The sequence below is a fragment of the Bacteroides reticulotermitis JCM 10512 genome, from assembly GCF_000517545.1.
In the GTDB taxonomy this organism is placed as follows: domain Bacteria; phylum Bacteroidota; class Bacteroidia; order Bacteroidales; family Bacteroidaceae; genus Bacteroides; species Bacteroides reticulotermitis.
On the sequence record NZ_BAIV01000014.1, the window covers coordinates 44,343 to 69,325 of the forward strand.

Genomic DNA, 24,983 nt, shown 5'->3' on the forward strand with positions numbered 1-24,983 from the left:
AATGTTATTTTAATTCGATAATTTATCACATATTATTGTTGACTAATATTTGGTGGTTCAAATTCAATAATCCTTCTTAGTGTTGCCGTACAAAATGGGTTGATTATAATTGAATTTACTTTAACTACATAGCTCGTGTCTGGCAAAATAATCTTGTACCAAGCATGAAGATATTCTGGCATAACAGACCTGGGATTGATACTAAGAGTATCTTTATTGACGAAATCTTCTATGCCAGAATAAATATAAATGGTTTCACTTCTTATCACGGTGTAATTTACAGAGCGCTTTCGAAAAAGAATATTATTACCACGACCACAAAGTAACGATAATTGATATTCATCCATGTTTTTTTTATCCACATACAGTTCGTAAATGCAACCTTTTTCTTGAGTTTCGTCCAAAAAAGCCGTCAAAAAACTATCCATCTGCTCATTAAAAAAAACTTCCTCCATGGAATGAATTTGAAAATCCATACAGACTTTATTATTACTTGGAGAATTGCAACTTGTATAAAACACACAAACTATTAAAACTATGAGTAAAATCGTTTGTTTCATTTTCTATTATTTTTAAGTAATGCTTTCATTTGATAATCACCCATTAAACCTTGTATTGTGGGTTTAAGACCTCCTATAGATGGTAAAATAATTGCGTAGTATTGGCTTCGACCATAAGCACGGTACATATGCACCTTACCATCATGCCCCATTACCATAAAACTTTATCGGGTGTAGCGTTAGAAAAATACTGCACGTCATAGACACTAGCGGTAGGATCTCCTGTGCCAGGATCAGGATGGGTGTGCACTGTTCCAAGTGTAGGTTGAGTTTTTCCAGTAACAGGGTCAAATAAATCTCCGTTCTTCCAAGAGTAATCATAATATTCAGGAGTTGCTGTACTACCGTCATTTTTATAACTTGGCAGAACCGAAACACCATCATCTGTAGCTACCCCCATCTCTTCATTACCTGTTTTTTAGAATTATTCCAAACACGCGCATATCCACTTGATTCATTCGCATACATGATACTTCCATCTTTACGATATTCTTCGATTACTCTCCCTTTTTTATTTTTCACAATATCAGTCGCACTAATATAAGTTTGCCCCTCTTGTAATACTCTGACCTGATAATATTTATTTAAAACTGGGTTGAATTGCCGTGTATCATCCTTATCATAATACCAGTCCCGTCCATCTGGGTCAATCCTATTCACAAGCGTACGCCTACGCAGATTTACAACACTATTTTTCGAGGTCAGTTCTTTGTTGGTGTAACTTACCTTTAATTCAGTGTTTTTATACTGTTGGTCTAATATGTGCAGTTTTACGCAACCCATTTTTTCAAGAAACAAGGATTTACAAAAGTAGTAAAAATTGTTCGGATACGGATATAATCGAGTAGGAAGAAAATTTTCATATTCTTCCTACTCGATTTTTTTCTCTTGGCAAGCGTGGACGCTTGCTTTTAACTGCGACATAGCGAGACGCTATGCCGAGCGTTTGCCTTATTTTACTACACTACGGCGAACTAAGGGAATATACTATCTTGATATTACTAAATATCCTGTTTCGTCATCTATTTTACTCGCCACTTTCCATTCAAAGAGTTTTTGTATTATGGCTGTTCTCTCATCATCTGTAATGCCATCTTTTAAAGTTTTATCGTTATCAAAATAGGTTTTTATAAATTCATCAATGCCTTTCTTCACATTAGTTTCAATGCTTGGAACGTTTGGCACTTTGATAAAACTAGAGTTCGGATTTAGAATATCAATTGAACTTCCTTTAATTAGCTTTTCTTTAATTTCTTTTTGATACTGCTCTTTATCTACAGCATTTTGCTTTTGCAGATAATAGAAAAAGTCATCGTTTTCGATAATATATCTTTCTCCATTCGTCATTGGGAAAGAAATATAGTAACTGTATCTTTCAAAATCTGTTAAGACCTTATCAATAAAAGCACCTTGCGTTCCTTTGCTAACCATATACGAATTTAGTAGTAATAAAAAAAACAATTTCATATGTTCAAATTTTTATTTATTATATGTCAGATATAGACAGTGCCTATTTGACATGTTGGTTACATATTGAATATCCTTAGTCATACCCTTATGTGCCCGAAACTTTATTCGGACATGGGTATCTCATAGTATTTTTGTTACTTATGAGCGTCATCTAATAATTTTGCAGGAATAGGCTTGCCACCATATATTGAGATATAGGAGAGTTTGCATTACCATCGTCAGGGTTTGCAGTCATTTTAATAGTATGAATATTTTTACTATCCTGTAATGTGGTAATTCTTCCCGCTAAATCAGTATTATCTTTTGTTAATTAATTTAGGTCTCCCACAACTTTTGTAGCATATTTATTTCCGCCTGTATATGCTTTGCCGTCAGTACCGTAAAGCTTACCATCCTTGTACTAAACTTTTTGTTGTGTCGTAGCCCCAGCCTTATTAGTAACATTAAATGCTATCCATATTTCCCTGCCATCTGGGTCAACATATAAAATTGGGTTATTCCCTACATACACATACGGACTAATCGAATAATATTTTTCCGCCAATGGATCTATCGTAGTAAACCTTGGAACACCTAGGTCTAACTGACGAGCTTCATAATCATATAAATTCAGACCATTCTCCATATCCAATTCTTTATTGTTATACTTATAAGGCTGTTTATCTATAAAGGTGCTCTCAGCAAATGTCATTCCATAAGGATAATAGTGATTCGTTTGAATAACTGTACCATCCGCCTTAGCCACAACACGGTTATTCCCCAAGTGGTCGCAGAGGTAGAAGTGGTATTGTCCACTTTCAATATATCCACTATCGACCAAGATACACTTCAAAGAGCCATTCTCATAAATTACCTTTAATCACTTATATACCGGTCATTTATCTTCTTGATGTGCTTTCAAATAATCATATGCTTCCCTTGCCAATTTATATCCCCAATATATTCCTAGCAAAAGAAAAAACAAATAAGATAATAGTAAAGGAATATCTTCACTTATACAAAAACGATATATAACCATTAAAAGAAAATACCCCCAAAAAAGACGATCTACTATTATATTTGAGTAATAAAAAAATCTATATACTAAGTTTCTATTTTTCATTTTTCATTTTATTGAAAGTTTTACAACCTATTAACACCAATAGTAATATAAAAAAAACTATACCATAGTGTTTGTCTACTATACCCAAATCTATGTAATTGTCAAAAAAACATTTTCTTGACAGCAAAAATTAAAGTTGCATATACTGCTATGTTATTAATATGTTTCATCGGAATAAATTTAAAATTGATTGCCACCAAATATTGCGCTGTGGTAGTTCCTTAGGTTTTACTTCAGGTTGCACTGAAGGTTGTTGTGATACAGTTTTTTGAGGCTGCATACCTTCACTAACAGATTCAACAGCTGTTGCACCAACCCCTGTTGCAGAAACTCCAAATTATATTTTTATTTTCCTTCCTCATCATTAAGATCTCTTTTAAGAGCAGCGGCTCTATTGGGCATAACGCCTGACACATTTGCGTCAAGACTTTTGGCGACATTCGCTTGCTCTTGGTTACGTTCATCTCTTTCTCGTTTTACATATTTCATCAAGAACGCACTCACTTCTGTTGACAAATCTAATAAATTATATTTAATAATAGCAATATCTTTATTCAAATCTTTACTTTGGCTACTATAATCATCACAACTATATTCAATCTCCTCACATACAACACCCTAAACTCTATTAATTTGAAAAAAGGATGAAGTGATTGCAGAACATTTTCCGCTATAAAACACAGGAAAAGATAGCCTTCATAATTACAGAAGCCTCTAATGATAGGGATCGAATTTAAAAACAGCTATACACCTTTCTCAAATCTCCATCCTAAAAACTATTTTTGACACGACAAACTGGCATTCTCTTTACATTCACTAAAAACTTAGAATCCTGAAAATAACCGTTTTTGTCATAAACAAATAAGTTTTTTCACTGTTTTATACATATGAATCAATTAAAACATGGAAATTATGAAGATACCAAACATTTCGATTCTTTTTGCATTGCTTATAGCAGGTAATTTTGCATTTACGACGCATGCGTCAGCTTGTACCCGGGTAGTTTACAAAGGTCCCGACAAGACTGTGATAACCGCTCGGTCCATGGACTGGAAGAGTGAGATAGATGCTAACTTATGGGTGTTCCCCAAGGGGATTCACCGAAGCGGTGAGGTCGGTCCGAAGTCTACCCAATGGACCTCGAAGTACGGAAGTATCATTGCAAGTGCCTGGGATATTGCAACAGCCGACGGGATGAACGAAAAAGGACTGGTTGCCAATATCCTGTGGTTGGTTGAGTCACAATATGCCAAGTTTAACCCGGCCGGTCCCAAAGAAGGATTATCTATCTCGTTGTGGGCACAGTATATGCTGGACAATTTCGCAACGGTGGAAGAAGCGGTTTCCTATATGAAGAACGAACCATTCATTGTGGTGAGCGACTATATTCCGGGAACGGACAAATTTACAACGCTTCATCTATCTTTGTCGGATGCCAATGGAGACAATGCCATTTTTGAATACATCAACGGCAAACTAACCATTCATCATGACCCGACTTATGTGGCGATGACCAACTCGCCCATCTTCGAGAAACAACTCGCTTTGGACGAATATTGGAAAGGAATACCGGGCACAATCATGTTGCCGGGAACCAATCGGGCTGCGGACCGCTTTGTTCGTGCTTCCTATTATATACATGCCATACCTCAAACCAGTGACGTTCGTACAGCGGTTGCCAGTGTATTCAGTGTCATTCGCAACTGTTCGGTTCCCTTCGGTATCTCTTCCGAACAAGAACCTAACATCTCCTCTACCCGCTGGCGTTCGGTGTCTGACCAAAGAAACTTAGTTTACTTTTTCGAAACAGCATTAACGCCCAACACGTTCTGGGTTGAGTTGAAAGATTTCGATCTGAGCGAAAAGGGAAGTGTTATGAAATTGGATTTGAATAATTTTGCCACATACAGCGGAAAATCGAACCGCTCATTTCAAGCCAGTCAACCATTCAAGTTCTTAGGAATATAAACGAACTTATATCATACAAAATGAATGGAGGTGTCTCAAAAGAGGCACCTCTTGTTTTATCAGCAGATAGAAAAGATGCCTAGTTTGAGGATGTCATAACAGTGCACCACGTTGGCACAGCTGTGTTTAGCTGAAGTCAAAGTTATACAAACAGCATGGCATAACCTGATACGATACCTTATTTCAGAAAGAGATTCAATGTAAGACCCAAAAGTACAAACCCAAACAGCTTCTCAACTTAAATATAGAAGTGTAAATCACCTCGACCTTTTCATAAAATGACCGAGATGATTGCACTGGATTATCTAGACGTTTTTTATAAACATCTAGATCTTTTTTTTCGGATTGCATAGATATCTTAAAGAACTGCAATATGTACATCATCAAACGCAGAAAGCCCAATGGAAATACTATATCTTTCAGGGATCATATAAGAATAAAAAAGAGCCTGATCTTTTTGAAATTCAACCTGATCTTTCACTGAAATCAACCTGATCTTTTTTTAATTCGACCTGATCTTTTTGGAGGAAGAGTATAGTGTGACTCTGCCAGATTTCAGCTTACACGTTTTTTGTTAACGTGCATCTTTGATTGTCACTATTCTGTTCTTCGTACTAAGTTGCCTTACAGCCTTTGGTTTTACATACTGTTCTCACTGCTTTACCTGATTTCAGTTTACGATTCTTTGCTTCGTACTAAATAAGTGATCAATACATCGTTCGCGGTTCTATAAACACTGCGTGACTCAACTACTGAAAATATACAATGAAGGTACTCGCACAATAGATCCTATCCATTCTGAGACAAGCCGATTTCCTACCAGAAAACATAGTATGACAAAGCCAATCAAGAAACCCAATAAGAATAAAGAAAGGAATAAGAAGACAAAAAAAAGAATGAGTCCGATGTGTACCGGACTCATTCCCAACTAACGAATATTTAATAGTCCCCCATTGGGGGAATTCAAAAGGATGATTCAAAGAATTGCGTAAATAGCGACAGTTCTTCTGAAAGTCACCACTGACTTATTTTCCGAAAATCTCGCTCAGCTTATCCGCCAGTGCATCCTTTCGGAGTCCTTTGCTGACAATCTTCCCTTCCGGACTGATAAGTACGATGTGAGGAATGGTCAACACAGCATACTGCTTGGCTATTTTCCCATTCTGGTCGCTGAGTTGCAACCAGCTACATCCCTCCTCTTTCAGAGCCTGTTTCCACTTATCCAGATTCTTGTCCAACGAGATACCGATCACTTTAAACTTCTCACCACCGTATTTCTTTTCCAAACGGGCGATGTTGGGAAATTCATTGCGACAAGGTGCACACCACGAAGCCCAGAAGTCGAGCAAGATATACTTTCCCTTCTCGGCGGATAAAGTAAAGCTACTACCGTCTTCAGCTGTCACGGTGAAATCGGGTGCGGGAACACCCTCCTCCGTACGATTCAAATCTTCGGCATACTCTCGCATGCGGATTACCTGCGGATCATTGTTGAAGCAAGTATCGAGAAGCGTGATCGCATCCTTCAATTGCTGACCGGTCATCCGTGCCGATTTATAGTTGAGCAGACGCAACGAAAGAATGGAAGCCGGATACGTGCGAATGTAGTTCATCTCAGCCTGTTCCAATTGCTCGTTTTTCTGTTTGATCTCGTTCTTTAAGCTATCCTTTACGTGCTCAGAATTGCCAGTATATTGAGACAAGGTAGTATGAAGCCACCTATTACGCCATACAAAGGATTGACATCCCGATTAAAAACCAGACTCTCCTCGTTTGTACGAGTTCCTATTGCCGTAGACTGATAACGTTTGCCGGAAACACGGATATCCCCGTTTTCGAGATACAAATCGGCTAAAGGCACAAACTTATCTTTGAAAGACAATGTTGCCCAGATAGGTTTAGGTGTATCTCCGCCTTTAAACCGATAGGCGCCTTTCTTTATGACGGTACTGTCAATGGCAACGGCAGGCGGTCCTACTAGTTTAAGGTACAACATGGTACCGTCCTCAACATCGGACACGTTTCCGTGAATACGGAAGCCGGGCTTTTGGCAAGAGAATAGCATGGCGAGACATGCCAGGTAAATTACTTTTTTCATTCTTACATTATTTTTCGACAAATACTTATTATTTTTCCACCAACGTGGTCGTAACGTTTTAGAATTTCGCCACCCGCTGTCAGCGTCGGATTGATAATCAACAAGCTGCCCGTGCGTTCGGTGTTACTGCCAGTTATCGCGATACCAAATTCATCAATGTTCTTATTGATGTCATAAGCATATTGCATAGCAGCTATTCTACCTTCGTAAGTCGCAATATTGTTCAGCGCACCTGCACCTGCCGAAAGAGCTTCCAAGTTGAGTGCTTTCAACTGATTGCCTGTACCAATCATCAAGTAAGGTATATTGCGATGCGGAGCGAAACAGCTTTCGTCATTGACCGCTCCATCCGGAAACTCATAACGTGCCACCAATGTGAAGATGCCCGCATAGGTGGAAGTCATCACGTCCAGCACATATTTTCCTTCCGGAGTTTTGACGATGCTAAGCGCTTTCTGATCTTTGCTTTGTCCCATCCAGACCGAAGTTCCTTTTACGTTATTCGGATCAAAGTCGCGGGTAGAACTAGCCTCATCAACACTCAGCGACGATACGATGGTTGACAGTGATGAACGATTGAAGTATACATAGCGATGATTCAGTTCATCCAACGTCACATAATAGTCACTGTGAGGTTTGGTAAAGTAAGCTCCTATCTGATAATCTTTGGCGTCTCCTTCCAACGGATACTGATAGTAGGCGTCCTCCGGTGTACCCATTGAGCCGGTTAGCTTCGAATAGATCTTCCCTTTATGAATCATGAACAAGGAGTAATCGTTACCGTAGTATTCTGCATTGATATTCTGTAACTGCAGACCTCCGGGGCGAAACTCATCTTCGTAATATTTCACCCGAAGCAGACTGCTACCATCTAGTTCTGCACTTTTTCCGTCTTTGCAAAGAACGCTGATACGATCTTTATATGCTCCCGTAGAACCATCCTGATAACGCAGTTGCTTTACCATTAATGGGCTACCCGAGAGGCTTCTCCATTCACTTCCTGATAAACATCTTCGTACAATGACAGTTTGTCTTCATAGGATTGGAACGACAGACAAGCAGCGTTGTTCAGCACACTGAAAATCATCCATCCGCTCTGGAATGGAGAAACAACGGCAATCTCCATACGCTTGGCGTAGCGTACATTCGTACTGAGATCGATCACTTCGAATGTCAAAGGGTCTTTCGAGGCTAACACGTTCGTGAACGTATAGTCGAGTACCGGACTTGTAGCGAGCGTATCGTTTCCGATGCGCCAGCAATACGCCAGGTTATCAGCAGTCAGTTCGGTGGTAATCTTCGGAGTAATCGTTTGATGCTCCTGCAAGATGAACCGATACGAGTCGGCCACTCCCTCGATAGTCACTTCCTTGAGGGGCGTATAATCATAATTTCCATCATCGCTGATACAGGCATTCAGAAGCAGTATCGCGGAAAATAGAATGGGATATATCTTTTTCATATCTGTATTTTTTATTAGTAACTACCTAAACTCTGTGCCACCGGCTTTTTGAGATCCTCATCGTAAGGATTGCCTTTGTCATTGTAAAGCCAATTCTTGAACGCCATGATCGTACTGACTACTTCAGAAGTCCTATAATTCTTATAAATATAGTTTCCCGAGCCATAGTCCAACCACTGGATATACTTCTCGGTCTCAAAAGGATCGGTTCCGTCCTCCACGTTCATGAACTCCAACCACAGGCGTAGTTTGGTAGTAGAGTAAGTTCCCAGATAACGGTTGTAGAGTGTAGCACTCCACCAGTCGGGTTTCACAAGCTGATCGGTAATAATGATTTTCACCCGATCGATAGGTCCGGCTTTGAAGTACTCGTTATCCACCAATTGAAGCGTCAGTTCGAATGACTTATCTTTCATATCCGCCGTACGAAGCAGTGTAACAGTAGCCAATCCACTGTTCTGGCTGGCAGCAATCAACTGACCGGCCTGCCGATCGATCTTATAATGTACACCTTCTACAGCCGTGGTCAGCGAATCGACCACTTCCCAAGCAAAAGACATATCTCTGTCCGCAAAGCGCCCTGCATACGTCACAGGTATTTCAAACGTTTTTTCGGTGACAGAAGCATCCGAGAAAGTGAACGTGAATGAGGTGGAAGGAATGGTAGCCTCATCCTTCACATCAAATTTAAATGAGATGTAGTTGTGTGCGTCGAAAACCTCTACTTCATCCGTAGAACAGCTTCCGGCAAAGAACACTCCCATTGTCAATAACAAATATATTAATGGTCTCATATCGTCGTTATTTTTAGATTTTAATTACCTGTTTGAGAAGAAGGAATATTGCCGTATTCTTTTTCATCTTCCGGCAGAGGCAACGTATAATATTCCGGTTTCATCAGCGTCGTCATGCTTGAAGACCAAGGGCTGAATTCGGGAATCGCGTTCAACTTCAACCGTTTGTACATAAAGAATGTTTGTCCCTCGGCATAAGTCTCCTTGCGAGTTTCCTTGCGTACATATTCCAACAACTGAGTTTCGGATGCATCCGCTGCAATTCCTTTGTCGCCGACAAATAACCACGGTGCAGTTTCAGTTCGCGCAACAAGCGGATTGCTTCGTTCGGTTCCTGCGTGATGTTACATTCGGCTGCGATCAGATACATTTCGCCCAAGCGGATCAAAGGAACAGTCTCCTTCATCAACGTAGAAGTAGAATGCGGCTTCTGATCGTATTTACTGGAAATCACCTTATTGTTTTTCTTATCATTCTTAAGCAAATACAAATAGCGGTAGTCATTGCTGTCCTCGAATACGCTTAGCCCGTAAATACCCCATCCGTCTGAAAGCGAATACTTCTCAGAAGTAAAATAGGTATCATAATACGTACTGAGTTTCGGCACGTTCAGGGCACAAATCAGTTCCGAAGTAAACACCCGGTCGGCATAGTCACCCGTAAGTACCGATGCGTCTACCCACGCGAATGGACCTTCTTCGATCACCTTCATCGCATAGTTCAGAGCTTCAGTTTTGTTATTGATATACATATACACACGAGCTTTGAGAGCCTGCACCGCCCAATAGTTGAAACGATACTGACGGTTAGCCAAAAACTCGCCCTTACCCGAAGAAGTTGTTGTACGACCGGAGAGAATCGGATCGCCGGCATCTTTGAAAAGCTTCTCAGCCTTATCCAAATCGGTAAAAATCTTCTTGACAACGTTCTCCTCTGTGATATGCGGGTATCTCACCCGTTCGTATGTTTCGACATAAGGAATGGCAACTGTCTTTTCATTTCCGGTATACGCAGGAGCGAATATTCGCAAAAGATCGAAGTGTGTAAAGGCACGCATCGTCAGCGCTTCGGCTTCCAGAATGTCACCCTCTCCGTTAGAAAAAAGAGACTTACGGGTTTCAATATCCTTTAGGATGCTGTTGACATTGGCAATGTTGTTATACGAAGTCGACCATATCGCGTCAATAGTCGGGCGAATATCGGTCGATAGATAATTGTAGTTTTGAATAGGCGTCCAAACATAGTTTCGGGCCAAGCCTTCAAACATACCATATGTCAGTTGATGACCATACAGCGAAGGGTTAATCATATTGATGTACGTTCCGTAGAGCATCTGTTTAAACCCATCTTCGGTTTCAATCAAATCGTCCCGGTCTTTTTCGGTCGACGGGGCTACGTCCAGCCATTCACTGCATGCAGAAAAGCCTAGAAGGGTGGCTGTAAGAAGAGAATATATTACTTTTTTCATAACTTCTGTTTTTTAAAAGTTTGCACGAAGTCCGAGAGTGAATGTGCGGGCATACGGATAAGAAGTTCCTCTTTCGCGTTTAACCGTCGAGAAATACAAAACGTCGGACATATTGAATGACAACCTCATACTTTGCATATGCAACGGAGAGATATACTTGCGTGGCAACTCATATTGCAGAGAAAGTGAAGACAGTTGCAGATAATTCAAGTCCTGTACAAAACGAGAACTTGCATACGTGAAATATTGCACATAGCGGGCGGTCAGATTGGCTTTGTATTTCACCACATCTCCCGGTTTCTGCCAAGTTTCAGTCAGTACCCGTTTATCTACATTCTGGAACTTATTAGAGTTTTCCACCTTGTCAACCAGTGTCTGGTTGTAAGCTTGTCCGCCATAAGAATAGGAGAAGGTAGCGTTCAGGTACAAACCTTTCCAACCAACGTTCGTTCCGAAAGTTCCCCGAACCTTAGCTTCCGTATCTCCTACCACGACTTTGTTGTCGGCACTCCATACGGTAGTCGGCTTACCGTCTTTAGTTAGGAAAAACTCCTTACCTGTCATCGGATCGATACCCAACGAACGTACGGCGTAAATAGCTGTAGACGACTGACCTTCTTCGTAACGAGTTAGGAACTTATGAGAAGCCTGCGTGTATTCCTGATCCGTATATCCTGTAGAGGAGTCGGTCTTCTTATTATACGATTCCAATGCCGAAGAGATGGCGAGGATCTTATTGCTGTTATGGCTTGCCGATGCGAACAGAGCTACGTTGAACTTCGGTTTTTTAATGATGAACGCACGCAGAGAAAGTTCGTATCCCTGATTCTTCATCTTTCCCAAGTTCTCGGTATAGCTGCTGAACCCTACAGAAGGCGGGGTTGTTACCGGAAGCACCATATCCGAAGTCGTTTTGTTGTAGTAGCCAACCGAAAAGTCGATCCGGTCGAACACGCCCACCGTAGCTCCTAACTCATAAGAGCGTGTACTCTGCCAGCGTAGGTTCTCGTTACCCAGCGAAAGAAGATTGACTCCGATATTGCCATCGTACCGGTCGTTCTTTGTATATTGATACATATCTCTCGCCTGATAGGGAGCAAAGTTTACCGAGCCGGTTTCACCATACGTAGCCCGTACCTTCAACATATTGACAAACTCCAGTCTTTTAATGAAAGCTTCGTTGTGAAGATTCCATCCGATACCTAAGCTATAGAACGGAGCGACTTTCTCTTTCGAACCGAACTGCGAAGAACCATCCAAACGGTAAGAGAAGTCGAAAAGATAACGACTGTCGAAAGCATAGTTGGCAGATGCGAAGAAACTGGCCATACGTGCATGACCTTCCGAGTTGGCAGGTGTTCCTCCCTCCTCGTAACCGTTGGCATAAGCAGGTTGGGCAGCATCTTCCGCACCAAAACCTTGAGCAGTAAAGCCGTACAAGGTACTCTTTGAATCGGAAAGCGAAGTACCGGCCGAAGCGGTAACAAAGTGCTTATCGAATACTTTGGAATACGTCAGCATGACGTTTCCTTCCAATGATTCCTGAAAGCTTTCAGAGTAGGTGTACTTACCTCTCTTATCTTCGTCCGTATCAGTATCGGTAGTGAAACCGTAGTCTACATACGTGGCGGAGTTGGGCGAGAGGAAGGCGGTCGACTTCAATTGAGACTTGGTATAGCTCACACGTCCGTTGAATCGCAGGGTAGGCAGAATAGTCCAGTCGAACGAGAAGTTCTCATTGATATTCATGTTCTCGCTCTTCTTTTCATTCCCTACATTCGCCTCATACAAAGGATTCACGGGAATGTTATTACTATTTCCCCAGATGTTGTAGGGGCTTCCTTGTTCATTTACATAATAGTAGTACTTATACAACTTTCCGTTTTCATCGTGAATGGGATAAAACGAGTTGATCTTGGTATAGTCGCTGAAATCACCGTAGGGCGATTCGGTCGATTTCCGCTGTCCCACAGTCAGGTAGTTGGTAAACAGCAGTTTGTCATTGAGGTTGTACGACAGATTGACGCCAATCCCGTAGTTGTTGCGAGAAGACTTCTTCATCACTCCAGGGTTTCCGGAATAATTAAGATCAAGTCCGTAGCGCATACGTCCGTCACCTCCCGAAAGATTGAGCGAATGTTTGTGTCCAACCGCATTCCGTACAGGCTGACTCAACCAATCGGTGTCAACTCCCTGTGCTACCCATTTGGTAATCTGGTTGTATGCCGGACTAAGTGTTCCGTCATCGAGTCGATACATACCCAAACGGTCATACAATTGTAAGTTCTCACGAGCATTCAAGAGGTCATAGCTAGACAAGTCAGGCAATTCGAAGTTTACATCCAACGAGTAGCTGACCCGCAACTCTCCTTCTTTGGGCTGAACGGTTTTCACTACAATAACTCCATTGGCTGCTCTCGAACCGTAAATGGCTCCGGCGGCAGCGTCTTTCAGAATCGTAACGGACTCTATCCGATTCATATCCAAGTCAACAATTGTTTCCAAGGTAGTTTGGTATCCATCCAGAATGAACAACGGTTGGTTGGGATCGCTCATCAAGCCGGATTTATCGATATTCTCAAACCCCTGAAAGGAGTTTTCACCACGGAATCTGATTTTGGGCATCGTATTGGGGTCCGATCCCATTTCCGTATTCTCGGCTATACTGATGGAAGGGTCCAGGATGCTCAGACTTTTAATCAAGTTCTGACGTCCCACCGTTTTCAGATCTTCTCCTTTATATACGGAAGCGTTACCTGTAAAGCTCTTCGCGTTATGAGTAACAAGACCTGTAACAACTACTTCTTCAATTGCATGCGTATCGTCGAGCATTGTAACGGCCAGCTTACGGCCCGTAAAAGGGACGCTCGTTCTTTTCATTCCCGTAAAAGAGAATACTACGTTTTTCACGTCTTCCGCATTCGCCAAAGGAATACTAAATCCTCCGTTAATGTCGGACACACCGCCTATCGTAGGCGAATTAGTAGTGATATTAACTCCCGGCAACGGTGTTCCTTCCTGATCGACTACGGTACCGAAAAGCATCTTTTTTTCCGTACCTTTCTTTACGGCGGCAATCGTGATGTACTTCTTAGCTATTTTGTAAGAAAGCGGGTAAGACCCGATGATGGCCTGCATCACCTCCTCTATGGAACGTTCTTTGACAGAAGCAGTTACTTTGTAGTTTTGAATTTCGTCGTACGTAAACAGGATTTTGTAATGACTCATTTGCTCTACCTTCTTTAGAGCAGATGACATCGATTCGTTGTGGCAATCGAGTGAGAATTTCTGTCGGGAATCCGTTTGGGACGAAACGGGATTCTGCAATCCCAAGAGCAACACGCCAAACAGAAACAAGAATTTCCAAGGGGGAATTCTTCCCGGACATTCCGGCAATTTTAGTCTTTCCATATTCATTAAATGTTTGATTAGAAACTTAATTCAATGATAATACGGATAAGCTATATTTTTAGTCCCTGAAGATTTACTTTTTTAAGCCAATAGTAATCTTATTGCCCGTTTTGATAGCAGAAAGATAGCTGAAGCTATTTAAGTTTTCGACCACTTCATCTATTGCGGCTTTCCGGTCGGCAATGAAATGCAGCCGATAGCTCATTAAAGAAGGTTTTTCGATTTCGATGTTCACATTATACCATCTGCCCAAATCGCATAGAACTTCGACCAAGGGAACGTTGTCAAAATAAAAATAGCCATCTTTCCACTGCACATAGTAGTTGACGTCTACATCTTTCACCTTAAAAACTTCCTGATCTACAACAACTTCCTGACCGGGAACAAGTGTCACCTCCTTATTAATCTCGGGCATATTCACCACTACGGACCCATTGATCAGTGTGACGTGCGACTCGGTATTCTTATAAGCCTTTACATTAAACTCCGTTCCCAGAGCACGTGTGCTCGTTCGCTCGGTTTCCACAATGAAAGGCATCTGCTCGTTCTTAGCAATTTTAAAATAGGCCTCCCCTTCCAGTTTAACGACTCTCCGGCTTCCGGTGAACTTCCTTGGAAAAGTCAATTTACTCTCCGCATTCAGTAGCACTTCCGTACCGTCATTCAGTATAACCTGATAATCTTTACCCCGCGGAGTCGTGATAACCTGCGTGGGAATATATTTAGGAGAGGTAGCCACCTGTCTGAAATCGACTTCATGCGGTTTGATGATAATATTCTGAGCAGCTTCCTTTTTGATTTCGGCAATAGCCACGCCCTGCGGTTGCAAATCCGTGCCGAGCGTTACCTGTGGGGTGGTTGCTTCTGCTGTAAAGATCATAATAGGTTGATTGGCTTTGTCCGCCTGCCACTGGAAACCAATGACCAATAGCAACGTAGCGGCAATACCGGAAAGGCTTCCCAGTACAAAATAACGTGTCTTATGGCTCTTCTTCTTTTGAACAGCTACAGCAGGCTTCTCTATTTCCGAAGCAATTGTCTCTTTTCGGAACTTTCCCCACTCAGTGTCAACGGAAGGTTGCGGGTATTTCTTGCGAAGCATGGCCTGCTCACAGGTAAACAGCAAGCGAGCATCTTGTTCCATATTATTATCCGGCTCCATATTTTGTGGTATTACATCTTCCTTATTCATATTTTTCAGGTGTCTTCATTAATATATACGTAGTGGCTCTACTTTTATCTACTGCTTTTTTTTATATTTAACAGAAAAATCATCTCGTATCGCACTCAATCCTTTCATGATATGCTTTCGAACCCCACTTTCTGTCAGTCCCATGACTTCAGCAACTTCTTTATATTTTTTCTTATCCAGGTAACATTGTTCCAAAACGAATCGTGTTTGCGGTGGAAGCGTGTCGATGATTTTCAGGATGCGATCCATTTTCTCTTCCTCTTCATTCCAGTCGTTCGAACTCATCTCCGACGTTATTTTCAGGTAAGAAGCGGCATACGAATTCTTCACCTCCTGATGGCGCATATGATCAATGCACAGGTTGTGTACATGGGTGAACATATACGAGAGTACGGTTTCTTGTTTGATGGAATCAAAGCGTTCCCAAAGGAGCCGGAACGATTCGCTCACAATATCCTTGCAAGTTTCGGGGTCGGGAATGAAACCCAAAGCATAGTAGTACAGGCGGGTGTAGTTTTCTTTAAATAGTCGTTCAAATATTTCTTCCTGGCCCCTATCTGTTGTTGTTTCGTTTTTTTCAGTTATACGCATAAAGTGGTCCTATGTGATCCTACATCTGTGACAAAAATAGGGATTTTCATAAGATTTGTGCCTCATCTAACTACTTTTTTTCATATTTCCCTTCCGAATGCTTACTTTCGGATTATTATCTCCATCGACCGAAAAGCAGTTCGTTCGCATGACAATAGAAAATAAATTTGAGCTTTTTCTTTTTTAACTACCTACAAGATTGTATTAATTCCACATTTAGTTTATCTTTGCCACAGAACGGTTCCGGATGTCTATTCTGTCATTCGGATTAAAAGGGAATCGGGTGTAAATCCCGAACAGTCCCGCTGCTGTGAAGCTCCGCTTAAAGTTCCGATAATAGCTATTGCCACTGGGTACCTTGCATAAAAGACCGGGAAGGCATCGGATAAATAGGAGTCAGTCAGAAGACCTGCCGCTTATCAAAGGCTGTTTCCGCTCGTGGAATAGAGGGACAGTACGAAAGAAAATACAATTTCATTAAAAACTAACTCATGGAAATTACCAAGAGAAATGGCATGATAGAGCCCTACAACAGGGACAAGATCGTTGTGGCCATACAAAAGAGCTTTGCCAGTACCGGGCAGGAAGTGACGTATGCTACCATCAGCAGCATTGTGGAAGAAGTCGAAAGTCACGTTTCTTCGGATGTGACCAATCGCAAGGTGGAACAAATTCAGGATAAAGTAGAACAGTGCCTGATGGAACATGGCTTTTATACAGAAGCCAAAAACTACATCCTGTATCGCTGGCAACGCACAGAACGCCGTAAGGCTCTCGTCAGTATCGCAAACCAACTTGATAATGAAACGATTGCGGACATCCTAAAAGAGGTTCAACATGACTTCACAGGCAATGAATACAGCCTCACCATCCTTTCCGAAAAGTTCTTAGGGTTCTGCAAACCGGATATGAAGAAGTCCGAAAGACTGATCGCTCTGATCAAAGCCGCTGTAGAACTAACCACGCAAGAAGCGCCCGATTGGGAATTTATAGCCGCCCGTTTGCTCAACTTCCAATTAACCGAAAGATTGGAAAAGCAGGCTGAGTCAGCAGGCATCCGTTCGTTTTATGATAAGCTGTCCTACCTTACGAATGAAGGATTATACGGGAGTTACATACTCAACTCGTATTCACGAGAGGAGATAGAAGAAGCCGCCGAATTTATCCGTCCCGAAAGAGACAAACTATTCAATTACTCCGGACTGGACTTGCTGGTTAAGCGGTATATAATCCGTACGCACGCTCACGAGCCCGCCGAGTCCGTGCAGGAAATGTATTTAGGCATAGCCTTGCACTTGGGTATGCTCGAAAAGAACGACCGCTTGCTCTGGGTAAAGAAGTTCTACGATCTACTGAGTCAATTGGAAGTTACCATGGCCACTCCTACGCTATCCAACGCACGCAAACCGCATCACCAACTTTCGAGTTGCTTTATCGACACCGTGCCCGATAGCTTGGAAGGAATCTACCGCAGCATCGACAACTTCGCCATGGTGAGCAAATTCGGTGGAGGCATGGGCATGTATTTTGGCAAAGTCCGCGCTTCAGGTGGAGCCATACGAGGTTTCAAAGGTGTGGCAGGCGGAGTAATCCGTTGGATGAAGCTGGTGAACGACACAGCCGTGGCTGTCGACCAATTGGGTATGCGTCAAGGAGCCGCAGCCGTATATCTGGATGTGTGGCACAAAGACCTGCCGGAGTTCCTTCAGCTGCGAACCAATAACGGAGACGACCGGATGAAGGCACACGATATATTTCCTTCGATCTGCTACCCCGATCTTTTCTGGAAGATGGCCAAAGAGAATCTCGACCAGCCGTGGTATTTGTTCTGCCCGAATGAGATTATGACCGTCAAAGGGTATTGCCTCGAAGATTGTTACGGTGAGGAATGGGAACGCAAATATCAGGATTGCGTGAACGACAGCCGACTATCCAAACGCAGCATCAAGATTAAAGATATAGTCAGACTGGTATTGCGCTCAGCCGTGGAAACAGGTACTCCCTTCACGTTCAACCGCGATACTGTGAATCGTTGCAACCCGAACTCACACCAAGGCATCATTTACTGTTCAAACCTTTGCACGGAAATAGCCCAGAATATGTCGCCTATCGAAACCATCTCCACCGAAATCCGCACGGAAGATAATGATACGGTAGTGGTAAAGACCGTTCGTCCGGGCGATTTCGTCGTTTGCAACCTGGCTAGCTTGTCACTCGGACATCTACCGCTGGAAGACGAGCAGCAGATGAAAGAAAAAGTAGCGACTGTGGTACGTGCTTTAGACAACGTGATCGACTTAAACTTCTATCCGATCCCTTACGCCCGCATCACCAACCAACATTTCCGCAGCATCGGATTGGGCGTTAGCGGTTATCACCATGCACTAGCCATTCGGGGTATCCGTTGGGAAAGCGAGGAACACCTCCAGTTTGTCGATAAAGTATTCGAGCGCATCAATTACGCGGCTATCGAAGCCAGTGCCGAATTGGCGAGAGAGAAAGGACGCTATGATTATTTTGAAGGAAGCGATTGGCAAACTGGTACTTACTTCTCCAAACGTGGCTATACATCTCCCAAGTGGAACGAGCTGGCTGCTAAAGTTTCGAACAATGGTATGCGAAACGCCTATCTGCTAGCCATCGCACCTACCAGCAGCACCGGAATTATCGCCGGTACTACCGCCGGTATCGACCCCGTCATGAAGCGCTACTTCCTCGAAGAAAAGAAAGGAGCCATGTTGCCACGTGTAGCTCCCGCCTTGTCGGACAAAACATTCTGGCTATACAAAGAAGCCTATATGCTCGACCAGAAATGGAGCATACGAGCTGCCGGCATCCGTCAGATACATATCGACCAATCACAGAGCCTGAACCTTTATGTCACCAACGAATTCTCCATGCGCCAAGTATTGGACTTGTATCTGCTGGCCTGGGAATGTGGCGTAAAAACGGTCTATTACGTCCGCAGCAAATCGCTGGAAGTAGAAGAGTGTGAAAGTTGTGCATCTTAAATATAAAAAAGAATAGAGATAAAATGGAAACAAAAAAATTAAAGAAGAACGCCCTGTTCAATCCGGAAGGAGATACAGAAACACGCCTTCGTCGAATGATTGGCGGCAACACCACCAACCTGAACGATTTCAATAACATGCGTTATAAATGGGTAAGCGACTGGTACCGTCAGGCAATGAATAACTTTTGGATACCCGAGGAAATCAATCTTTCTCAAGACACCAAAGATTATCCGCATCTGGAACAGGCAGAGCGCACGGCATACGACAAGATTCTGAGCTTCCTTGTTTTCCTCGACTCCTTGCAGAGCAGCAACCTGCCTACAATCAGCGAGTATATCACCGCGAACGAAGTCAATCTATGTCTGCACATTCAGGCTTTTCAGGAATGTGTGCACAGCCAGAGTTACAGTTACATGCTCGATAGTATTTGCAGTCCGGAAGAGCGCAACGATATCCTGTATCAGTGGAAAACAGACGAGCACCTGCTGAAGCGTAATACATTCATAGGTGATTGTTACAATGAGTTTCAGGAACACCGCGATCGTTTTTCGCTCGTAAAGACGTTGATCGCCAATTACATCCTCGAAGGAATCTATTTTTATAGCGGTTTTATGTTCTTCTACAACCTGAGTCGTCACGGCAAAATGTCCGGTTCCGCTCAGGAAATTCGCTACATCAACCGGGATGAGAACACGCATCTCTGGTTGTTCCGCAACATCATTCTGGAGTTGAAAAAGGAAGAACCCGAACTCTTCACACCCGATAAAGTAAGCATATACGAAGAGATGATGCGTGAAGGCGTGCGGCAAGAAGTAGCCTGGGGACAATACGTGATAGGAGATCAGATTCAGGGACTCAACCGCCAAATGATTTCGGACTATATCCACTTTCTGGGGAATCTTCGTTGGAGCAGCCTGGGTTATGGCCCGCTGTATGAGGACAATCGCAAGGAACCCGAAAGCATGCATTGGGTTTCGCAATACTCCAATGCCAACTTGGTAAAGACTGACTTCTTCGAAGCTAAGAGCACCGCCTACGCTAAGAGTACGGCTCTGGAAGACGACTTATAACCCCTATTAACAACAATCCGCATAGCTTGCTTGGTTTCAAGACAGCTGTGCGGATCTATTTATTACCATCGCCCCACGCGACTAGCTATTCAAATCATAGGCCTTTTTATCAATAATCTCGAAGGTTTCAGTCCGAGCATACTGTGTTTTCTTTATGGTTACAAAGTCAACAACTTCCGTTCGGGGAATCGTAGTATAAGCGACCAACTTCCCTTTGAATAAAAAAACAAGTGTGCAAGTAGAGTCAAAGTCAGCGTATGTATTGATGGCTTGTTTATCCGATTCTTCCAACTGAATATGATAATTGTCTACATCATCATAAGGTTTTATTATCAGAATGCTATCCCATACGTGTCCAATATCCAGATTGTCGATAGCCAGCCTATCATTTTGACAGTTTTTCAACAATTTGCTCTTGATATAAATCTCTTTATGAGAACACGATTGGAAAGTGTATAACAGTCCAATACCAACTAGAAACACCGCAATTAACCCCCACATCTTTTTGTTTTTTTTCATTATCAGATCTATTGTTATCTCATTCGGATAGTACAAATCACTATTTCATTGCCCTGTTTTGTACAGATCTAAAACAAACAAAATCAGTCAGATCCCCCTCTGACCTTGTAAGCTTCTATTCTTCTTGCAAAAGTAATTAAAATGCAAATAATGCACAATACCTGTTCCATAGTATTTTTCTAAAAAAAATACCGGATGACAGGTATTGCCTCACCTAACTACTCAGAAGCCACTATATTCTTTGCGGATTTCTTCGGCAGCCCGGATCATCTCGATCAAAGCCTCTTTTGTTTCATTCCAGTTACGGGTTTTCAGTCCACAGTCCGGATTCACCCATAATAAGTCCGGATGGATTATGCCTGCCGCCTTTCTGAGCAACACCAACATTTCCTCCTTATCGGGCACACGGCCGAATGGATATCGTATACCCCCGGTCCTATTTCATTGGGGTATTCAAAGTCGTGAAATACATCGAGCAGTTCCATTTGCGAACGTGAGCATTCGATTGTTATAACATCGGCATCCATGCGGGCAATATGCTCCATGATGTCATTGAACTCAGAGTAACACATGTGGGTATGTATCTGAGTCTCGTTGCGTACACCGCCGGCTGAAATGCGGAAACAATCTACCGCCCATTGCAGATACTCGTTCCAACTCCCACGACGCAGTGGTAGCCCTTCGCGAATAGCAGGTTCGTCTATCTGAATAATCTTGATGCCCGCCTTCTCCAAGTCACACACCTCATCGCGAATGGCCAAGCGATTTGCAGACAAGTCGCCGAACGGGCTGATCATTTCGAACAAACGACCACTGCAAAATGGTAACCGGTCCGGTAAGCATACCTTTTACAGGCTTCGGAGTCAACGACTGCGCAAAGACACTCCAGTCCACCGTCATCGGAAGCGGACGAGATACATCCCCGTAGATAACAGGCGGTTTCACACATCGCGAACCATAACTCTGCACCCAGCCATTTTGTGTAAAGGTGAATCCATCTAGCAGCTCACCGAAGTATTCCACCATGTCGTTGCGCTCGAACTCTCCGTGAACTAAAACGTCCAGTCCTACCTCTTCTTGCCAGTCGATGCATCTCCGAGTCTCTTCTTTGAGCAGGTTGTTGTATTCATCCGCTGAAAGGTTTCCTTTCTTCATTTCAGAACGCCACAGACGCACCTCTTTGGTTTGCGGAAAAGATCCGATTGTCGTAGTCGGGAAAGATGGCAGACCCAGACTATCCCGCTGCACGCGCTGCCGTTCTTTAAAGACAGATTTACGTTTCGCATCCTGCTCTTGCACAGTTGCCACTCTCCGGGCTACCTCCGCATGGTGAATCAGTTTCGAAGCCTTTTTAGCCGCAAGATCTTGTTTGTTCGCTGCCAATACGCGTTGTGCCTGTTCCGAAGGATGGTCTGCCGAAAGATCTTTCAAGGCAGCTACCTCTTGCAGTTTTTGACGTGCGAAAGCCAGCCATCGTTTGATCTCTGCCGAAAGAACTTCTTCCCGGGTTTCCACTTCCAGATCATAAGGTACATGAAGCAAAGACGAAGAGGAGGCGATAAGCACGCGGTCGGTTCCCAACGCCTTCACAGCTTTACGGACAACGCTAAGTGATTGCTCTAGATCATTTTTCCAAATATTCCGTCCGTCGACAATGCCCAAAGAGAGCGTTTTGTCTGCCGGAAATTCCGCCAGCACCGCATCCAACTGTTCGGGACAACGTACCAGATCGAGGTGCAAAGCATCTACCGGCAACGCTAAAGCGATCTGCGTATTATCTTTCAGCCCATCAAAATAGGTAGTCAATAGTAGCTTCGATTTTGTATATTCCCGAATCTGAGCATATACCTTTCTATAGAGTTCCCGCGTTTGCTCATCCAAATCCAATGCCAAGAAAGGTTCGTCTATCTGTATCCACTCGGCTCCCTCATCTTCCAACAGCTTCAAGAGTTGAGCATATACAGGCAACAGCCGTTCAATCAGATCGATGCGGTGAAAGCCTCCTCCCTTCTCCTTACCCAATAGAAGGTACGAAATAGGACCGATCAGCACGGGCTTTGTTTGCACGCCTAGTTTCCGGGCTTCCTTATATTCGTCAACTGCCTTCGTATCGAATAGCGAGAACTCTTGATCTTTCACAAATTCAGGCACAATATAGTGGTAGTTGGTATCAAACCATTTCGTCATTTCCATAGCTATCACATCTTTATCTCCCTTCTGAATCCCCCTTGCCATGGCAAAGTAAAGCTCTAGTTTATCGTTTCGCAACGAATCATATCTTGCAGGTATCGCACCCACCGTCAGAGTCATATCCAGCACATGGTCGTAGAAGGAGAAGTCATTGGAGGGAATGAGGTCGATGCCACTCGTCTCCTGCATCTTCCAATTCTCTTCCCGAATCAGTTTACCTTGGCAAAGGAGTATCTCTTTCGATATTTTACCTCCAATATGCCTCACACGCCTTTTTCAGTTCTCGCAATTTTCCGATTCTCGGATAGCCTAAAATGTTTGTATACATACTTGTTTTATTAGTTAAATATTTCTGCAAAAATAAAATATAAAGGAATTATATCCTATAAATATTTTAAATTTAGAATTATATTCTTTATACTGAAATTTAGCAGAATATCAACCAAGATTACTTAGTCAAAACAACGGGAAACAGAATAATTATCTGGCTTTGAGGAGGGTAAAGACAAGATCAACAAGAAGCGAATCGTAAAAACGAACCGAAACAGAAAAGAAAAACAGTAATTCTACAGCCCATCTCAACTAACTCGCAACGAATTATTGAGTATTGACTATAGAATTACTGATTCAGATGGCGGGACTGTAAAAGCCCCTATGCGCTATTTGCTGCCTTCGCACACCTGCACCGACAGTTATTTAAGAGCAACAAACTGTTTATTTCACTGTTGCTTTGATGTAGCTCTTCCCAGCAGGAGCCTGTTCATCCGTTCCAAAAGCCGGACTGTATTTGCCAACCGGCATATCACTCAGAACAAAGGCCGTGCATTTTCTGCCCGCTACTACTTTATCCGTCAACGCCGTGTTGAGTGCTGTTACCGCTAAATCGACTAAAGAACCCAAAAGGCCACCACCACTTGAACTTACGCTTGTATCAACAGATATCAGCCCTTCCCGTTGATAAAGAGTTTCGCCAGTAGTTGTAGATCGCAAAATGTATTCAATCCCAACGGTCAATACTCCACCGATGTTGCTCCGCTTCCACGATTTTATAATCGTAAACATAGCCGCATCAGCTCCAAGCACATTTCTGAAAGCACTCAGATCCTTTTCAAGAAACATCTCGCTGTCGTATGCACTTTCCGATTGAAACATCTCCATCGTCAGATAAGGGGAGAACACATAGTAACCCTTTTCGCAAAGCGGCATATACAACGTTGTATAGAAGAAGTCCTTCGCTTCCACAAAATCGGTCTGATTTATAGGTGGCATAATGGCGATAGAAACAGGCTTCTCTTCATACAATTTGGGATATTGCTTCCCTCTCGATATTTCTTGTGCACATGACGAGAAAAGAACTGCTACAAGTGCGATGATTATCGTATTTTTCATTGTTCGAGTTGTTTAATAATTCTTGAAATGTATTTTTCCGACTCGGGGTACAGTTTGACTTCCTGTTTCAAGAAAGAGAGTCCTTCTTCCTTTTTCCCTGTTTTATAGAGCAAAAAGCCATATTCGGCATACATGCCGGGAGGTACAACTTTGCGTAGGTCTTTCTGTCTCGTGGTTATTTTCTGGTATTGCTCTAATACCTTGACCTGCAACTCTTCCGTTGTTTTCTTACTATACTGATAGGTAACATCCTCATAATTGTACCACGAGTACAAAGGCTTGGTAGTGCTACAGGAAGCCAGAAGAAACACACAAACTCCTGCGAACAATATTTTCTTGATCATGGCAATGTTATAATTTTAGTTTCTTGTGTTGATACAAAGATCTCTTTCTGATAAATGATTTTCCCGCCGGACTCCACATTTATCTTTTTTCTGCCGGTAGATATGGCATACGATGTTCCGCGCCGATTGGATTTCTTCGCTTTCACAACTTTAGCTTCAAACTTGGTTTGATCGTCCAACGTCACCGTAACATACTGGTTTGCGTATACATTAGGGCTTACGAAGAGCAGATAAGCCATATCTTCTTTCCCTGTTTCCTGAGCAACGGGATAATGGGCCCTGCATCCGCACAACAGCAATACAAGCCCTACCATGAGTAATAATTTTGTTTTCATAAGTAT

The 24,983-nt window shown here is 42.7% G+C and carries 24 protein-coding genes, 2 pseudogenes and 1 riboswitch; of the genes and pseudogenes, 3 read left to right on the forward strand and 23 right to left on the reverse strand.

The window, feature by feature from the left end; all coding sequences use genetic code 11:
• Positions 1-32: 32 nt before the first annotated feature.
• The 7 genes from JCM10512_RS09835 to JCM10512_RS09860 form a co-directional block, all read right to left on the reverse strand.
• On the reverse strand, positions 33-560 hold the full coding sequence (locus tag JCM10512_RS09835; RefSeq protein ID WP_044162600.1) for a hypothetical protein: 528 nt from the start codon (positions 558-560) through the stop codon (positions 33-35).
• A 151-nt stretch (positions 561-711) separates the two neighbouring features.
• Positions 712-960, reverse strand: a complete 249-nt coding sequence (locus tag JCM10512_RS09840) for a hypothetical protein (RefSeq protein ID WP_044162602.1) — start codon at positions 958-960, stop codon at positions 712-714.
• Positions 951-1,343: a hypothetical protein gene (locus tag JCM10512_RS09845; protein ID WP_044162604.1), complete on the reverse strand. Its 393-nt coding sequence runs from the start codon at positions 1,341-1,343 to the stop codon at positions 951-953. Before JCM10512_RS09845 ends, JCM10512_RS09840 begins: the two co-directional genes overlap by 10 nt.
• A gap of 204 nt (positions 1,344-1,547) precedes the next feature.
• A complete protein-coding gene (locus JCM10512_RS09850) occupies positions 1,548-1,991 on the reverse strand; it encodes a hypothetical protein (RefSeq protein ID WP_148298351.1) in 444 nt (147 codons plus the stop codon).
• Positions 1,992-2,430: 439 nt separating this feature from the next.
• Positions 2,431-2,862 (reverse strand): RHS repeat domain-containing protein, encoded by a 432-nt coding sequence (locus tag JCM10512_RS09855; RefSeq protein ID WP_221240149.1) that lies wholly within the window; start codon positions 2,860-2,862, stop codon positions 2,431-2,433.
• Positions 2,863-2,904: 42 nt separating this feature from the next.
• On the reverse strand, positions 2,905-3,132 hold the full coding sequence (locus tag JCM10512_RS22480) for a hypothetical protein (RefSeq protein ID WP_148298352.1): 228 nt from the start codon (positions 3,130-3,132) through the stop codon (positions 2,905-2,907).
• A gap of 345 nt (positions 3,133-3,477) precedes the next feature.
• The gene (locus tag JCM10512_RS09860; RefSeq protein WP_044162610.1) at positions 3,478-3,690 is read right to left on the reverse strand and encodes a hypothetical protein; all 213 of its coding nucleotides are present in this window, start codon (positions 3,688-3,690) and stop codon (positions 3,478-3,480) included.
• Between the two features lie 354 nt (positions 3,691-4,044).
• Between JCM10512_RS09860 and JCM10512_RS09865 the strand changes: the two genes are divergently transcribed.
• Complete coding sequence (locus tag JCM10512_RS09865) at positions 4,045-5,100, forward strand: linear amide C-N hydrolase (protein ID WP_044162748.1); 1,056 nt, start codon at positions 4,045-4,047, stop codon at positions 5,098-5,100.
• Between the two features lie 1,025 nt (positions 5,101-6,125).
• Here the strand turns inward: JCM10512_RS09865 and JCM10512_RS09870 are convergent.
• The 10 genes from JCM10512_RS09870 to JCM10512_RS09910 all read right to left on the reverse strand — a co-directional run bounded on the left by JCM10512_RS09870 (position 6,126) and on the right by JCM10512_RS09910 (position 16,116).
• Positions 6,126-6,803 (reverse strand): TlpA family protein disulfide reductase, encoded by a 678-nt coding sequence (locus JCM10512_RS09870; RefSeq protein ID WP_158332200.1) that lies wholly within the window; start codon positions 6,801-6,803, stop codon positions 6,126-6,128.
• On the reverse strand, positions 6,770-7,198 hold the full coding sequence (locus JCM10512_RS09875; RefSeq protein WP_044162612.1) for a DUF4369 domain-containing protein: 429 nt from the start codon (positions 7,196-7,198) through the stop codon (positions 6,770-6,772). The genes JCM10512_RS09870 and JCM10512_RS09875 overlap by 34 nt, the downstream gene beginning before the upstream one ends.
• Before the next feature lie 2 nt (positions 7,199-7,200).
• Positions 7,201-8,163, reverse strand: a complete 963-nt coding sequence (locus JCM10512_RS09880; protein ID WP_044162615.1) for a hypothetical protein — start codon at positions 8,161-8,163, stop codon at positions 7,201-7,203.
• Positions 8,163-8,660, reverse strand: a complete 498-nt coding sequence (locus JCM10512_RS09885; protein WP_044162617.1) for a PKD-like family lipoprotein — start codon at positions 8,658-8,660, stop codon at positions 8,163-8,165. Before JCM10512_RS09885 ends, JCM10512_RS09880 begins: the two co-directional genes overlap by 1 nt.
• Positions 8,661-8,674: 14 nt before the next feature.
• Complete coding sequence (locus tag JCM10512_RS09890; protein ID WP_081741274.1) at positions 8,675-9,454, reverse strand: DUF4843 domain-containing protein; 780 nt, start codon at positions 9,452-9,454, stop codon at positions 8,675-8,677.
• 20 nt (positions 9,455-9,474) lie between these two features.
• On the reverse strand, positions 9,475-9,627 hold the full coding sequence (locus tag JCM10512_RS22760; RefSeq protein ID WP_158332201.1) for a hypothetical protein: 153 nt from the start codon (positions 9,625-9,627) through the stop codon (positions 9,475-9,477).
• Positions 9,612-10,922: a RagB/SusD family nutrient uptake outer membrane protein gene (locus tag JCM10512_RS09895; protein ID WP_044162621.1), complete on the reverse strand. Its 1,311-nt coding sequence runs from the start codon at positions 10,920-10,922 to the stop codon at positions 9,612-9,614. The genes JCM10512_RS22760 and JCM10512_RS09895 overlap by 16 nt, the downstream gene beginning before the upstream one ends.
• A 12-nt stretch (positions 10,923-10,934) precedes the next feature.
• Positions 10,935-14,333, reverse strand: coding sequence for a SusC/RagA family TonB-linked outer membrane protein (locus JCM10512_RS09900; RefSeq protein ID WP_158332202.1), 3,399 nt, complete (start codon positions 14,331-14,333; stop codon positions 10,935-10,937).
• A gap of 73 nt (positions 14,334-14,406) precedes the next feature.
• Positions 14,407-15,525, reverse strand: a complete 1,119-nt coding sequence (locus tag JCM10512_RS09905; protein WP_052517171.1) for a FecR family protein — start codon at positions 15,523-15,525, stop codon at positions 14,407-14,409.
• Between the two features lie 48 nt (positions 15,526-15,573).
• Positions 15,574-16,116: an RNA polymerase sigma-70 factor gene (locus JCM10512_RS09910; protein ID WP_044162624.1), complete on the reverse strand. Its 543-nt coding sequence runs from the start codon at positions 16,114-16,116 to the stop codon at positions 15,574-15,576.
• 221 nt (positions 16,117-16,337) lie between these two features.
• A riboswitch (cobalamin riboswitch) is annotated at positions 16,338-16,547 on the forward strand.
• 60 nt (positions 16,548-16,607) lie between these two features.
• Between JCM10512_RS09910 and JCM10512_RS09915 the strand changes: the two genes are divergently transcribed.
• Complete coding sequence (locus tag JCM10512_RS09915; protein ID WP_044162626.1) at positions 16,608-19,127, forward strand: ribonucleoside-diphosphate reductase subunit alpha; 2,520 nt, start codon at positions 16,608-16,610, stop codon at positions 19,125-19,127.
• Positions 19,128-19,150: 23 nt separating this feature from the next.
• Positions 19,151-20,200, forward strand: coding sequence for a ribonucleotide-diphosphate reductase subunit beta (locus JCM10512_RS09920; protein ID WP_044162628.1), 1,050 nt, complete (start codon positions 19,151-19,153; stop codon positions 20,198-20,200).
• An 81-nt stretch (positions 20,201-20,281) separates the two neighbouring features.
• Here JCM10512_RS09920 and JCM10512_RS09925 read toward each other — a convergent pair whose 3' ends face one another.
• From JCM10512_RS09925 to JCM10512_RS09945, 6 genes and pseudogenes are all read right to left on the reverse strand, one after another.
• On the reverse strand, positions 20,282-20,719 hold the full coding sequence (locus JCM10512_RS09925; RefSeq protein WP_148298353.1) for a hypothetical protein: 438 nt from the start codon (positions 20,717-20,719) through the stop codon (positions 20,282-20,284).
• A 222-nt stretch (positions 20,720-20,941) separates the two neighbouring features.
• A pseudogene (locus JCM10512_RS24570) lies at positions 20,942-21,516 on the reverse strand (hypothetical protein).
• Positions 21,464-23,237, reverse strand: a pseudogene (gene metE / locus JCM10512_RS09930) (5-methyltetrahydropteroyltriglutamate--homocysteine S-methyltransferase). Before metE ends, JCM10512_RS24570 begins: the two co-directional pseudogenes overlap by 53 nt.
• Positions 23,238-23,623: 386 nt before the next feature.
• Entirely contained in the window at positions 23,624-24,298 is a 675-nt protein-coding gene (locus JCM10512_RS09935) for a GNA1162 family protein (RefSeq protein WP_044162632.1), read from the reverse strand.
• Positions 24,295-24,642, reverse strand: coding sequence for a DUF4810 domain-containing protein (locus tag JCM10512_RS09940; RefSeq protein ID WP_221240148.1), 348 nt, complete (start codon positions 24,640-24,642; stop codon positions 24,295-24,297). Before JCM10512_RS09940 ends, JCM10512_RS09935 begins: the two co-directional genes overlap by 4 nt.
• The gene (locus JCM10512_RS09945; protein WP_044162635.1) at positions 24,639-24,977 is read right to left on the reverse strand and encodes a hypothetical protein; all 339 of its coding nucleotides are present in this window, start codon (positions 24,975-24,977) and stop codon (positions 24,639-24,641) included. The genes JCM10512_RS09940 and JCM10512_RS09945 overlap by 4 nt, the downstream gene beginning before the upstream one ends.
• Positions 24,978-24,983: the final 6 nt, after the last annotated feature.